Annotated in this window: 7 protein-coding genes; all 7 read right to left on the minus strand. The window is 39.3% G+C overall.

Features of this window, described 5'->3' with window-relative positions; translation table 11 throughout:
* Positions 1–242 precede the first annotated feature (242 nt).
* The 7 genes from SD427_RS14405 to SD427_RS14435 all read right to left on the minus strand — a co-directional run bounded on the left by SD427_RS14405 (position 243) and on the right by SD427_RS14435 (position 15,130).
* Positions 243–2,276, minus strand: coding sequence for a hypothetical protein (locus SD427_RS14405; RefSeq protein WP_320558499.1), 2,034 nt, complete (start codon positions 2,274–2,276; stop codon positions 243–245).
* Between the two features lie 6 nt (positions 2,277–2,282).
* Positions 2,283–5,105 (minus strand): DUF6603 domain-containing protein, encoded by a 2,823-nt coding sequence (locus SD427_RS14410; RefSeq protein WP_320558500.1) that lies wholly within the window; start codon positions 5,103–5,105, stop codon positions 2,283–2,285.
* A 2-nt stretch (positions 5,106–5,107) separates the two neighbouring features.
* A complete protein-coding gene (locus SD427_RS14415) occupies positions 5,108–7,294 on the minus strand; it encodes a phage tail protein (protein ID WP_320558501.1) in 2,187 nt (728 codons plus the stop codon).
* A gap of 2 nt (positions 7,295–7,296) precedes the next feature.
* Positions 7,297–12,270, minus strand: coding sequence for a hypothetical protein (locus tag SD427_RS14420; RefSeq protein WP_320558502.1), 4,974 nt, complete (start codon positions 12,268–12,270; stop codon positions 7,297–7,299).
* A gap of 92 nt (positions 12,271–12,362) precedes the next feature.
* Positions 12,363–12,971: a hypothetical protein gene (locus SD427_RS14425; protein WP_320558503.1), complete on the minus strand. Its 609-nt coding sequence runs from the start codon at positions 12,969–12,971 to the stop codon at positions 12,363–12,365.
* Positions 12,972–13,053: 82 nt separating this feature from the next.
* On the minus strand, positions 13,054–13,842 hold the full coding sequence (locus SD427_RS14430) for a hypothetical protein (RefSeq protein WP_320558504.1): 789 nt from the start codon (positions 13,840–13,842) through the stop codon (positions 13,054–13,056).
* A 7-nt stretch (positions 13,843–13,849) separates the two neighbouring features.
* Positions 13,850–15,130, minus strand: coding sequence for a hypothetical protein (locus tag SD427_RS14435; protein ID WP_320558505.1), 1,281 nt, complete (start codon positions 15,128–15,130; stop codon positions 13,850–13,852).
* Positions 15,131–15,291: the final 161 nt, after the last annotated feature.

Below are 15,291 nucleotides of genomic sequence, written 5' to 3' on the forward strand. Positions count from 1 at the left end.
TGCAGTTCTATATTTATAATTGTTTAAGATATATTAATTTTTCGGTCCAAAATTAAGATTCAGTCAAGTTCCCGGTCATCCCAACAATATCATACTCGTCCCTGTGGATTTTCTTCCCCGTCAGATGGCTGTTTGACCTTTGTTTTTTTTGAGACTGATCAATCTTTCCAAGTGATCTGAATGAAGATATCCGCAAGCTGCCATATCAGCAGATACTATGGCAGATCTGATTTTTCCAGCACTTACGGGTTATCAGTAATAGTAAAAGTTATTTTGGGTTGTCTAAATAATAAATCAAACGGCATTCTTTTCTTACAGGTATCGTTTTCGTAACCGGAAACGGTATAATTAATGATCCCGCCTTCTTTTGTAAAGGAAAGTAATCCATCGGCATGATTTCTTTTTTCATGACTGCTGTCACTGGGGAAATCAATGGCAAAGTGGCCATTTTCATTGTTCATAAAAAGGGCTATTTTGCTGAAAGGTTTATTCGTCATGAATAGTCGTAACGCAGGAGCCAAATCTGTTGTATACGTATAATCAGCATGATCATCGATTTCAATATTCAGCTGCGGCCAGTTCACAATAATTTCTGAGTGGAGCAACAATCCTGAATATTCTTTCTTAAAATCAAAAAATTCGGCGAATGAAGAATCATTTAATACGTAACTTTTAAATTCGTCCAGAGAAAAAGCGTTTCCAACGCTAAAAACCCCGAATAACATCGAGATCATCCAGGCATTATCCAGTTTGAAATACCTCAAAGATTCTTCAGGTAAAATATTTTTATGCGGAAACAGATAAAAATACGGAAAATCAATCAGTTTCACCAGGTTTATGATGAAAGCTTTAATCAGTTCCGGGAGTTTTCGTACGCTAAAATCCAATGCGAGATTCAGCGGGCTGTATTCTTCATTCTGCTCTGACATCAACTGACTCAATTTCAACTGGTCTTTCCACTTTTTGATCTCCTGTAAAACTTTGGCATTGGTGGTTACCAATATCCTCCCCAGCTGCCACGCTGCAGCATAGCCCATATCGAGCATTTTCGTTTCTTCGTTATAAAGGATTAATCTTTCAGAATGATCCGGAATAAAATCTCCCAGATCAAAACCTGTCTCAGGAGCAATGCTTAAGCCTTTAAAAGTCATGATATGCTGTCTCCGTACAAAGGGACCCTGATACCAGGAAACCATTTTTCCTCCTGATTTCAAAGTATGCCGCAGAGGGATTTTCCCCATACCGATCAGGCTATTCACCGCAGTATTCCTGGATGCTGCCGGTAAAATGTAATTTATTTCTGAAAATTTCAGCTCCTGAAGCATTCCTTTCAGGGTCTTTCCTTCGTATTTCAGAAGAGAGAGAATTTCATTCTTTTCATCACCATTATCTCCTTTTTCCAATATATCCAGGATTGGCGCATATTGTTTTCTGCTTCGTTTCAGATAGTTTATTAATTTTTCTTCTCCTTCCAGAACAGGATGTTTTGATGTATGTGTTTTAATTGCATGTAAAGATGACAGTCCTCTAAATTTATCTTCATTGTATTGGTATGAGTCATGCTTAAATGATTCAAACGCCCATTGATAAAGAACAATCAGATTGTTTGGCGCATTTTCTTTCTTTGTGCCTGAAAGATTGAATTTTCCTGATTCTTCAACCATATAAGAACAGATGAAAGCATGGTATTTTTTATCCGGGCATACCATTCTTTTTGAAACTACAATAGCTGTTTCATCAGAAATAAATGCCTGATTTCTTTCTTCTCCCTGCTGGATCCTGACATGGGATAAGTATTTCATTTCTAAGTTGTCCGGCAGATTTACTGCAAATTTCTCCGGAATTTCCAGGTATGTGAAGGCCTTGTTTTTTTCATAACACTGTTCTAAGAGCCGTGTATCTGCCTTTTGAACAGACACCTGTGAATCGTCTTTTAAATTGCCGTCAAAATCTATTTCAGATTCTTCAAAAAGGGCAACAAATAAATACGGAGACCTCTCGCCACCGGCCGTTTCATTCAAAAAATCCCAGGGAAGAGAACTTCTTTTAAACTGCACATTCGGGAAAGCCCCGGCGTAATTTCCTCCCCCTGATTTAGGAGGATAAACCGACAGAATTTCATTATCAGGAATCTGATGCATAAAGCCGGAAACCATAAACTCCACTTCCGAAGTGCTGGAAAGCAGGTAATTGACTGATGTTACTTTGATTTTGTATCTGCCAGCCGGTACAGATGAAGCATGTGCCGATTCAATAAAAACAGTATTCTGAGACATGGGTGGTTACGTAATTGAATAGTTAAAAATAGTAAAATCCTTATGGTAGGAATAGGCTTCTACATCGTTCAGAAGGTCGGTATAATCAATTTCCTCATGAGGCAGTATGAAATCAAAATCATTCAGTTCCGATTGTAAATCAATGGTCAGTATGTTTTCTTTTTTGTCATTATTTTTGGGTATCCGCTCCTCTTTTTTACCTGTCTGAAGGTATCGGTAGTCAGTCTCATCGAATATCGCTGCCTTTTCTCCGCCCATCCTGCCTTCCTTCGCCGGTTCAGGAAACCTGATTCTGGCCCCGGTGGTAAGATTTTTAATAAGGCCGTCACCGGCAAGTACGGATGACTGGGTTAATTTTTCCCTGCTCCAGAGTGCTTTTGGTATGTTCTGGTATATGGGTTCTATCTGCCATTCCTGATGCAAACAATCTCCGTTGGTAATCTCTACCTGTATGCTGTGCAGAAAAGGGGTTTCATCATATCCTTCACAGTTTATCCCGAATAATTCATGGGTTGCGATATGGCTTCCGCCACTAAGTTTAATGTCCGATACGGGAACCTGGCTGCTGAATTCAAAAACAAAGCCTACCGGATTTACGATGGGTATTTCTTCATTATATTCCTGACCGGTATTTTTACCTTCCTTGGAAATTTTACCTTCTGTAATGCTCAGCTTCAAATGATCCTGTGGAATAAATTCTTTTCTGAATTCATCTTTGGTCAACTGCCGGCTTCTTGAGCCGGCTTCGCCGAAACGGACGGTAAAATAATATCCTGCCACATCCAAAGAAGCAAGCCCCGCCAGATCAGGTCCCCAAATGCTTAATTTAGCATGTAAACTTACGTTGATGTTGATGGAAAAGAACCAAAAATCTGCAAACAGTTTTACATGAAACAACAATTCCAGATCTGCACTGTAGCTGAAGGGTTTCCAAAACATGATAAAATGAGCCTCCAGCTTAATTTCTACCTCTATGCCGATTTTAAATGTAAATGTTTCGGATCCGATCCAGTAATCAATGGTGGTATTTTCCGACAGATCCATACTGTAATACAGTTTCCCGATAAGGCCCATCATAATGGACTGAGGAGTAATTGTAAAATACATGCCCATACTGGCGGATAAATTTCCTCTCCGCAACGAAAAACCTAGTCTGTTAAGCTCAGCCGCTTCAGGATAGTGTTTCGGAACCTTAAAGTTGGGATGGTAGCCGCCTATCGTAAAAAGAAAATCTCCGCGGCTGTTTCCTGAAAACCATAGGGCGAATACAAAACTTCCCTGAAGCTGAACTTCAGGAAACAGCAGATAACTTTCATCCGCAAGCTCTCCCCGTGCGATGACGGCTCCGGAATTGAAATCAGCCTGCAGGGAAAAAGCAAATTTTATTCTGTAGACATCAGGAAGCTCCATAGTGCTTAATCCTAACATGTTAAATACCAGTCCGTTTTCAATATCCAATGCAACGAGCGCGATGGTATCAATGATTTTGAAAGACTGAAACCTCAACCCGATGATGATCATGTACGAGCCTTCTTTGGCAGGAATGTATTTATTGAGTTTTGAAAAAACATCTTTTAAACTTTCATCAGGCCTCAGCCCGTTGTTCAACACGATCCGGATGAGCGGAAAGTTCCCAACTTCTTTTACCGGAGGCAGAATGAAAGTCCTGTTCAGCCCAAAACCTATGGCCATTCCTTTGATTTCAAAAGCCGGATGCAGCGGAATTGTAATTCCCAGGTAGCCGAATGCAAAGAGCGACGAATAACTGTTCTCTTTTACATAAGATGCCAGGGCGATGATCTCTATTTTTTTTAATTTGATCGTTACAAGACCGTTATATTCTTCGCGGCTGCCGGAAATATCTCTGTAAAACCCTCCATACAGGGAAAAAGCCGGAGAATTGTATTGTAACGAAAGACCCTGTATGGAAAAACCGATCCCTTTCAACAGTTCACCGGCTAATTTTTCTTTATCCCAGCCTTCACCCTTTCTAAAGGCTTTCAGGGTATTCAGGGAATGATTAATATCCAGTGCGATGTGTAAGCCGATGACCTCAAACGAAAATTTGGAAATGGTTAGTTTTGCTGAAAGCAGGATGTATATGAGCTTTTTCCCGTCTTTAAAGTCTGCCCCTACTGAAATTTCACGTATTGAAAAAGATGATTTTGTCTCATCTGCCGACGGAGGGTTTACTGCCTGCTGATTGCCGTCCTGTGTTTTTTGATTTTCCAATATCAGTAAATCATCAGGAAAAGAAATCAGAGTATTCCCGCTTCCCATACTGTATGTGATAAAAACATTTTCTCCTTCCTTTAATTCGATGGAGTTTTGGTTTGCCCGGAATTGTCCTGAATAAGGTAATGAAAGTCCTGAAAAATCCCCGGCAGATAGCGGCAATCCCTCCTTTTTCCTGCTTACATAGACAAATCCTGTTTTACTGACTGCATATTGCCGTGGAATGTATTCGCCAACCAAAGGTAAACCGGCAAAACTAAATGAATTATTCAGCCATAAGCTGAACAGGGTGAATTTTTCAGTTCTGACAATGCTGATATCAGCTGCTCCGCCCCCAAAAGAAGCGGATATGGAAAACAGCGTTTTTTTACCTTCCGGCATGATAAGGCTAAACTCCACATTGTCCGGCAAAATATTTTCAACCAAAGAGAAAACAGCAGCATCTCCAATGATTTCCCTGATGACCGGTTTAACTTCACTGGCTTCTACTGTCAGGATGGTCTTTTTCTGATCTGCAATACCGGTGAATGTAAAGTTTCTCTGACAGATTTCCACATCAAGGGATAAGGATAAGTAAACCGCTCCACGTTCCATATTTATTTTGCCTTTATAATGTAGGTTACCGCATGATACGGAGGCCTGTTTTCATGTGGTTTTCCACCGCCCTCAGACTGCACGGGAGAATTAGAGATTGTCATAAAATATTTCTCTGAGCCGTTATTCCTGTCACTCCCATAGATGCCCCCGATTAAGGATTCCGACCTTGCCCAGCCCATGCCTTTGTCGCTAAATGGTGAATCGTAGCTTTTGACGGCTTTTAGCTGGTGATTATGGGCGGGCATCTGGTCTTTGCCTAAAACCACTTCATCTGCACCGCCTGTCTCACCAAGACTGTATCTGCCTCCTGCACCTGGTAAAAAACGGTTCCTTAAATCCGGAACTTTTTTATTCATATAGGGAAGCAGGTTGTATAATTCAGGGTAAAGTGCTGCATTGATGCTGCTGCCATCACAAAGCAGCCAGCCTTCCGGTATTTTGCTGCTGTAGAAAGCGATAATGCTTCCAACAGGCAGTTCAGGAATCTTAGGAGCCGGAGGGGCTTTTAAATTCAGGCGGAACGGGATAACACCATCGTTATAGTTCTGTACGTTTTCAAACTTAATGAAGAACGGATATTTTCCGGCCGGGAATGATGGTGTTAATTCATTAAATTTCAGCCCTGAAATGCATAATCTGATGATCCCGTCAGGTTTGATCATACTTTTTCCGGTGGCTGAAACAGCTACTTCCTTTGCAGCGGTTTTGTACTGGTAGGCAAATTCAGCCGCCGGCACAAAAATTTTTCTGGATTCATCGAATTTCTGAATGTCAATCTTTATTTTGTCCGAAGAATTCTCTTTAATAAGCTGATTCCAGAAACGGGAATTAAGCTTTAACCTGGATTGGCTGTTCAGCGAAGGGTCATTACTGAAGATAATATCGTTATCTGACGTGTTGATTATATTAATCATGAAAGAATTCGTGTTTTCTGCACCACAGATCATGCCCTGTTCTTCCAGCACCATGATCTCAAACGGAACTGATGATTTCCGGGACAAGTCTGTTGCTGGGATCAGATGATCAACAGTCAGATAATCACAAACCTCAACCGGGTTATTATTTTCAAAGATGGTAACGCCTGATATTTCACACTGGACAAATACCTGAGCCGTGTTGGTTACATTGGTTATTCTAAGGTCAGGCAGCCTGTACTCCAGCTGCCCGTCCGTCATATTCAGCAGTATGTGGATTTCCTCATGGTCTTCCTTTATATTCCAGCTTTCAGAAAAGGGATCAGCCTTATTTAAAAATCCTTTTTTAAACTTTAATGTAATTTTGGAATCTGCATTTCGTTTTGTAAAAGAATAATGGTCGAGGGACAGCCTTAAAACATACCTTTCCCCGTTTCTGTCTATGATATGAATGCCCTTGTATTCCTTATCTTTGTGAAGGGTAAAAATATCAAATCCGATTTTGGCCCTATACGAATACTTTGAAGAAATATTAATTCCTCTTTCAATATAAGGGTTAATTTCTTCCGCATTCATCCCCTCAAAAATATAAAGGTCCGAAATACCCAATTCACCATTATTTTTCTCTTCCCCAAAGGTCAGCGATTGTACTTTAGCCAGTTGAATCGGGGTGTTCAGTTTTTCAGAAAGAAGAAAGCTGTGCTTCCCGCTGGAATCCGTCCCGGGGTCATGAGAATTAAGTATGGCGTGTGTATGAATTACGCTTAATTCGATCTTCCCGGAAGGGCTGATTTCAAGATTGAAATTGTACCAGGAGTCATAACCGGTTTCTATTTCCGTATCCAGAAAGACCGGGCCGGAAACAGCTGAATTGCTTTCCTGTATCGTATATTCCACCCCTATTTTTGCCATTGAACCCTGCTCCGCAGCTTTGAGATGGTACTTTATGACATATTCATCTGCCTGAAATCCGAATAAAATAAATCCGTCCTTGCTTTTATATTTAATAAGATTTGTATTCAGGAAGAAATTGAACGTAAAATTTTTATTCCTGAAAATGAGGTCATTTTCACCTGTTTCCACATTCATCGTGGCAGTATCCTTTATCCTTAAAAATGAACCTTTGAAACGGTCAAAATTAATTAAAGGCAGAACAGGATGACTGATCTTAAGCCTGATATTGCAATTGTTCTTATGATCTGTCCAAGTATTAATGATCTGATCAGAATGGTCAGACTGATCTAATGAGCAGTAAAAAATTTCTTTATTCATGGTTAATTATTAGTAGATTTGATCGATAGCCATCCTTCTCTCATTTCAACTTCAGGTACTTCTGTGGTATAGGTGCTAAAGTCGTTTATAAATGATATTGCATGCTTGTTTTCAACAATGAACTTAAACGTATTATAATGAATATGAAACTTTTGCATAAAATTGCTGTCTTTTGAACCCATAATTTCGTGAAGCTTTGTTCGGACTGACTCTGATCTGATAAGATTTTGATCAGCATTAAAAACCAGGTTTTCAACCCTTTCAAAAAAATCAAGTAAAATCTCCGTCGTTTCTTTACCCTCTGCTGTCATTTCCTTTCTCACAGATTGCAGGTGTCTGATGGTAATGTCCTTAACAGAACCGGCTTCGAAAGCTTTTGAGAAAGTTTCAATTTTGAGCAATTGCCCCCTGCATACCTCATCCGCGTTTGGCAATCTGCCTGTCTGTTCAAGGTTTTCCACGGAAAAGGCATCATTCAGGTAATGCAGATGGTTATATACGGTCTCGAATTCGGAATATTTTTTTTCATTGAGAAAATAGATGTACTCCCCTGTAAAAAAGTCGTCGGTTTCCAGCAGCTCAGATTGCAGATATTCATCAGCACAGAGCGATAAATTTAAATAAGTGAGAAGCTCATCCTCCACATTTACAAGCTTTACATTCTGAATTTTAACTTCTTTCCGTTCTTCGGGATTAACAGGAACCAGATTATTCAACAGAAGGCTATTTTCAGAATCCTGCTGAGCCATGAAATATTTTCCGGTGACAACAACGTATCGGGCATCCTCAAAAATAGGGGTATTGTAGATAAATCCCTGTTCGATAAGCTCTTTTTTAAATCCTGAAATTTTAGATCCTTTGATCCTGCAGATGGGATATTCCGCTCCGAAATTTACATGGAATTTTTGCCAGCGCTTCTCATAGGATTTTAACTCTACATATTCATAAATCATCTTATCGAAAGGATGCTGCAGGTGAACTGTTTCCGGCAGCAGATAGGTTTCCGGATTATTTTTAAGGGAGGGTTTAACATCGGTGATTATTTTTCTTTGTAATAGAAAACTTTTTAAATGATCCGTGGATTCGAAAAAAAACTTAATATTACATTTTTTAAGATCGATGGATTTTGCCTGTGTCAACCTTAATTTGCTGAGAGGGTTTTTTGCGCTGACCGGCTCTTTAGCCTTCTTTTTTTTAAGCTCTATCCAGCTCCACTGATAGCGGCTGTCTTTCAAGAGGGTTATTTCAAAATGATTTACCGGGGTTACAACAGGTCCCGTGTACAGGGTGAGTGCGATCCGCTTCAAAGATTCCTTAATTTCTTTGTACGGGATTTCAAACTTTCTGACCGGCAGGATACCGGATTTAATGAAAAGGTCACCTTCAGGATGCATAAGCATCAAATAGGATTTTGATCTTAACCCGTGCGAAACCGACAAAAAACTATTGCGGTCTTCATGTTTTAATTTTAATCCTTCAGAAAGGGTTACCTCAGATTTCTTTAAATCGTTGGACTTTAACCTGAATGAAGATTCGTAAGGCATAAGAACACCGTTCTCCAGCAGTTTTTTCCAGACTATATTCCCTTCAGTGATGTAATATTTCAGAAATTCATTTTTACTTATAAAAGGTTTATTATGGTCTGAAGCAAGCTTTTCTAGAAATTCGTCCAACATTACAGAAGCTGCATTTACCCTGTAGGTACAGTCTGTCCCGGCAATCAGCTCGTCAATTTTTTTAAGGTTCCTGATTACTGCTTTTTCGGAATAATTAAAATACAGGTTGTCGGAAAGAACAGCGTCTTCACGGTCTTCCGTAGTATCACAATACCAGTAGGCTACACAGCCGTCATTATACTGGCTGTGGTCCCCGACGCTTATCGGGATCCTGACTTCCGAATGTTTAAGATCGTTTCTCTGTCCGCCGCTGTCTGCAAATTTCTTCTGGCTTTCTTTGCTTAAGTCATGAAATACCCTTCCCTTTATAAGGATCTCAACATGAATCATGGTGATTGCCAGCGGCATTGCAGATATGCTTTCCGCCAAAGATGCATTACGGGTGGTCTCCGGCTCAATGTGGTCCAATGTCAGAATAACCTGACGGATGATATCTTCTACCGCTTTTGGGCTGTTGTTCAATTTTGAATACAGCCAGCTCAAGGTTTTCCTCAGGTATATGTTTTCATCTAAAAAATCAAAGTCTTCATCAAAGACGCTGCTGGCCACATGGTATTCAAACGGAGAAAATTCCCATTTTCCTTTATTGTTAAAAGCCCCCAAATAACTTCCCCTGTAGTTGAAAAACTCCAATCTGTTGCTGATTTTATTAATAACCAGCCAGCCTAAGACCGGTGAATCTGTTTTCGGGAGTTTTTCCCATTTACCGGAAATGGCTGCAGGCTGTGCCCATCTGGGCGGTAAGGAAATCCAGTTTTTTTTATCCTGAATTTGCTGGTGGTATCCCGTAGATATCTTATCAATACGGATAATTTTGTCCCTTCCGAAAGTATCGATGAGCCGTAATCGGTCTATTTTAAAAGCACCGTTTCTGAAGGGATTGAACTGGGCGCCTGAATTGGGCGTCAACAGGTTTAATTTCCCCTCATACCTTTTAATCAGCCGTGAAATGGCAGATGCAAGTTCCTTATGGTCTGAAAATCCGTTAGGAATAAGCGGCATGATATTAAGTGCACTTGTTCTTTGGGTGAAGATATAATTAAAGTCACTCAGCGTGATCTCCAATAAGCTGATCCCGTTAAGGTCAGCTTTTATTTTCTCAATATATTCTTTGTTTCCTGAAGCTGATTTTCTGCTGTTTACGGTCTCATTTGTGTTGCCTGTAATCTGGACTTTTGCAATATCCTGGCTCTTTAAAAATGCATTCAGTTTGTTTTCAATGAATCCTTTAACCGTGTCATTGACAAAGGAAGAGCCATAGTACAGGTTCGGGTTTCTGGAATAGGTTAAATTCTGCAGGCGGTCATTTTTTACCAGATCTGCATTCTGGTCATCCAGCATATAGCTGGACGTTAAAAAATCAGGAAGGAAATCAGGGGATGCTTCTGTATTTTTATTTGACAGAAAGAAAGCTTCCCAATCTATTTTATAGGTATTCCAGGAATTTAAGGTACTTTGTTTTTCAAACGGATTTTTAACCGAACGGTATTCGCAGTTGAAAAGGCCATGTTCCACATAAACCTCTTTCTGCGCTTCTTTATAAGAATTCCTCAGGTAATCTATGGAACTGCCCGATGATCTTCTGTTATTATTATTTTCGTAAACAATAACGGAAGGAGCAATCGGTTCGTGATAATGCAGATTATCTTTCAATTCTAAAACAAATTCTTTTTGCAATGAACCGGAAATACTCTTTTTCAGATTTTCAACGCTCCGCTCTAAGATCTTAATTTTACTTTCTGTCTTTGTGATAAAAGGCAATAGCTTTCTCTCAATGATGAGCCTGATGTCTGCACTTGAAACATCTTCTTTTTTATAAACAAGCAGGCTCATAAGATAGGTATGCCAATCTATATAGATACATTCCAGGTCATGGTATAGAATATTTTTTTCGGAATCAAGCTGATCCTGATCGACATTCAGTAATTTCAGTTTTTTTTCAACAGATTGGGATACGGCAGGCTTTTCAGGCTGGCTTTTGTGAGGGTCTGCTGCAACAATTTCCCATCTGCCGGTTGCCCGTATTGACCTGAATTGGTTTTCATGTCTCAGATGGCGTAAGCGGCTCACCCAGTCCAGGTTTTTATCATTGAGTTCACCCCAGTTTAATATGGCTTCGAGCCGTTCTTCCTGAACGAGTTTTTCAACGTTGCCATAGTCTTTCAGAAGAACTGCCGTTAATGCTTCCGGGAGCGTATTGGCAATTGAAACATTAAGAGACTCAGATTTTTCTTCTCTCAGGCTGTTTTCACTGGGTTTATACTCCCATGTGCCGCAGCAGATGGTTTCGATGTCTTTCTCCTGCCTGTACCGGGCATCGAATCCTTTTATTTCACATTCCCGGATACTGACCGTGGATTCCGAAAGATGGACCGCATATTTTTCCGCATGGAAAAAACCGGTATCCATCAGATACCGGAAGGCATGGTCCGTATCGAAAATGAGGGCTTTATCTATTTCGCGGAGGATTTCAAGAGGATCAAAAGTATTTGGAAATTCCTGACTGGTCACAGCCTGCCCGGAAATCTGCCCTTTTCTGAAGAGGTCATCCCGATGCATCTGATCCAAATCCAAACCTTTTGCCCTTTCCTTTAATTTTTTCCGGTTGATCTCCATTAACTTTTTGAAATAGTTATGGTCCTTTTTGTTCCTGCTGTAAAAACCTGTAATGGAATACCTAGCATCCGCCGTTTCATCAAAATTCAGGTCATGGAAGCCAAAGATACTTCTGCAGTTGCCGTAATGCATATCAAATGAAAGGCTACCCCAGCCTAATGCCGTAAGATGGTCAAGATAATTTCCCTGATCCTGCTTTTCTTTTGTCCCGGGATATTTTCTGCCTACATAATCAAATGTAAAACCCTCTTTAAGATTCGAAGCAGCAGGTTCATTTACATTGGGATTGGGATAGGTACAGATTCCGGTACCCGGCAATGCGGGATCATTGATGTCCCAGATATAATCGCTTTCTATGATCCATTCTTCCTTTTTATTTCGCTGCTCCTTAACAATGAGCCATCTGTTGGGTACTTCCGGCAATTGTCCGTTTTCATCAAATGTTTTCAGAAGGGAAGGAAGATTCCAGTGCAGATGCAGTCCTTTGTCCAGCAGGATCATATTGTCATTTGAAAAAGGCCGTGGAATAACCGATTGAGTAACAAACGGCGCAAGCGCATTGATAAAAGCCTCTTTCTCTTTATTGAACCAGGGGATGTTTTCAAATACAATGTCCTGACCGATTACCTGGGTAGGTTCAGTAAGCAAAAGAGATCGGATATTCAAAGGAAGTTTAAATAGCATTTTTAGCAATGATATTAATAAAAGATAGCAGATAGAATGAATCTATCTGCCTGTATAAGTGTAAGGAACTGAATGATGATTGATCTTCAGGTCTATTGTTTTTCAGGATCAGGATTAGGATTAGGATCAGTTGCCACTACTTTCTCTTTCTTAGGGTCAGTTGCTGCTACTTCTTCTTTCTTAAGATCAGCTGCAACTACTTCCTCTTTCTCAGGGTCAGTTGCCACTACTTCCTTTTTCTCATTCTCCAGCCATTTTCTAAAATCAGAGCCGGTTACTTTTGAATCTTTTCCGTATTTCAGATATCCTATTGCAAGCTTCTTAAGTGTAATGTCAAAAGGGACCTCTTCTCCGATTTTAGCATTTTTTAATTTTTCTGCATCTGCCTCAATGTCAATAAAAGCTCTGATGTAACTATTGTTTTCACCATCTGCGGTAAGTGTATTTCCTTTGTACTCCAACCCTATTTTTGCCGTTGTGTCAGGAGAAATAAATTTTTTAAAGAAATCACTCTTTTCCAATAAGCCTTGGGAGCTTGTATCGAATTTAATTTTATTAACTTTAATTCCAGCACCTAAGGTTCTGAGCGCATATAATTTCTCATCTGTATTAATAATCCCTTCGAGTTCCCCTTCCCAAAGGTCAACTTTTGCGTAGGCTATCAGGCTTGAGCCTCCTGTGTTTTCTGTAGTTTCTGGCATTTTTGCTTATTTTTATTATAATTATAAAATGTTAGAGTTATATCACCTTTTATTTAGCTTCTTTATTAATTCGAAGAGTTTGTCAAATTTTTCTGAGTTTTGCATTAAGATTTGTTGGAAGATTTGTCAATTGGTCTGGATCATCTATACATTTTTTTAAATCATCTATAATTTTAGGATCAAATTCTAATTCATTGAAATAATTTTCAAGGTTCTCTAAGGATCGTGTTAGATATCCAATATTTTTATTTTCTGATGAAGTTATTACATGTTCTATCTGTTTAGAACCGACATTCAGTACAACATCAAAACCCCAATGCCAATAATCATTGAAAAAAAATTTATTGTTAATTAGTAAAAAAACAAAAAAATCTATTTTATGTTGTACATCTGTTACAATTTGTGGACAAACTGTACGCTCTTTATCATCCCATCGACCTTTCGGAACAGGATTTATTTCTTCTAAATAAATACCGTAATTAAAACTTGGACTATCATTTATAAATATATTTTTATTTTCATTGTCCGAAGTATAGGAAGATTTACTGTAATATGGAGGGGTTTGACCTTCTCCTCCTTCCCCATCCAAATAAAGTTGTTTTTTAATCTCACACGTTATTTCAACTTCGCCAGTTCCCTTACATTTAATACTTTGACTTGGAACAAATAATTGTACGAGGCCAATTTGTGTTACTGCTTCACCATTTATTTTTGTTTCTTTAATTTTCTTTATAATGTCTGAGGAAATAGTAAATATATAATCTCTATTTTGTTTAATTTCTTTACTTTTAGGTGTATTAGAAAAATAATTATCAGAAGCAATAATATTTTCCGGTTTTACTTCAAAGCCGGATTTGATAATTTTTGTCATATTTTTATTATTTAAGTTTCACAATAGTTATATTACTGCTTCCATCTGTAGATGTCCTTGCTGGGGCATTATTAGATTCACTGCATGCTTTGAAATTAATAAAATCTCCGGCATTAAGGTAGATTATCGTATTGATCTGTGCCAAACCCTTAAGCCAGAAATTAGAAGAACCGGCAGTAATAAAGTTGCTCCATGTATAAGGAAAAACCGTATTGTTGGTCGTACTGTTTATATACGCAGGTGCTGTATTATTACCCGGTGTATTGCCGAAAATATTATTTTTATCTAAAAACATATGGACCAAAATATTATTTGCTGCATTGGTATTGCTGCCAGAAATACCCGCAGCTACCATTTGCACAGCAACCTGATACCATCCTGCACCACTTGTACCTACAGTAAAGGTATTTCCGTTCCAGGCATTTCCTCCGGTAAGAGAGGCATTTGCATCATTACTGCTGGAAAAATTCAACGTTGTAAATGTCGGGGGACTAGCATTTTCGAGATCATTAATCGTTTGGCTGGTTGCGACTTTGGAAAATAACTCTACATTTAGAGTAGTCGCAGTGGAAGTTGGCGCAGACCAGCTCCCATCACCTCTGAGGTATGTCGTGGCACTCGCTGTTCCTGTGGCAGAAATTTTTGCTGTGGTAACTGAGGCATTTGCCAGCTTTCCTGTTGTAACCGCAAGATCATTGATTTTATTGGTGGTGACTGCATTATTGGCAATGGAAGAGATGGCATTGCCTGTTAATGTTACATCACCTGTAACAGTCTGTGGGTTTTGCGGAGCATAGGGAGATGCTGAGCCGGTAAGATAAACCTGCCCGCCGGCTGTTCCGTTGGAAAACCCCTGGCCGTTGCTTCCGTTGCATACATATCTCGTCGCAGTAATTTCGGAAGCATCCAGTGTTCCGTTGCTGTTATTATCCAAACCGGATTCTATTTTGATTCCGCCGCCTGCACAATTAGATCCGGCAGCTTCAGTTGTTGTTTTCACCAAAGCATTCTTACCGTTTGTTGCGCTGCCGCTTCCCCCGAGATTAGAAACTGACGATCCTGAGACCGTACCGTCGTCATTAACGGTAAACAGATTGGTTCCGTCTGAATTTTCAAGTCTGAAACTTTGTGTTGATGATGTATTCCCTTTACTTTTAACATGGAGGGTAGAAGTGGGAGAAGTGGTATTAATCCCAACATTTCCACTTTGTGCCGTCATATAGTGGCAGGTAAATACAATAGCAGCAGCTATAAAGTACTTTTCAGGAAATTTCGATTGCTTTTTCATATGCTTTTATATCAATAATCATTTTAAGTTTTTAAAACATAAAACTTCTTATTCTTTTAAGGCAGGATAAAATATAAAGCAGCTTATGCTATTTTAATTTTTCTATATCCTGATCCTGCCTGTAAAGAAATTTCAATTATTTATTCATCTTGTGTCTTCAG

Origin of the sequence: Chryseobacterium sp. JJR-5R, assembly GCF_034047335.1 — a bacterium.
Classification (GTDB): Bacteria; Bacteroidota; Bacteroidia; order Flavobacteriales; family Weeksellaceae; genus Chryseobacterium.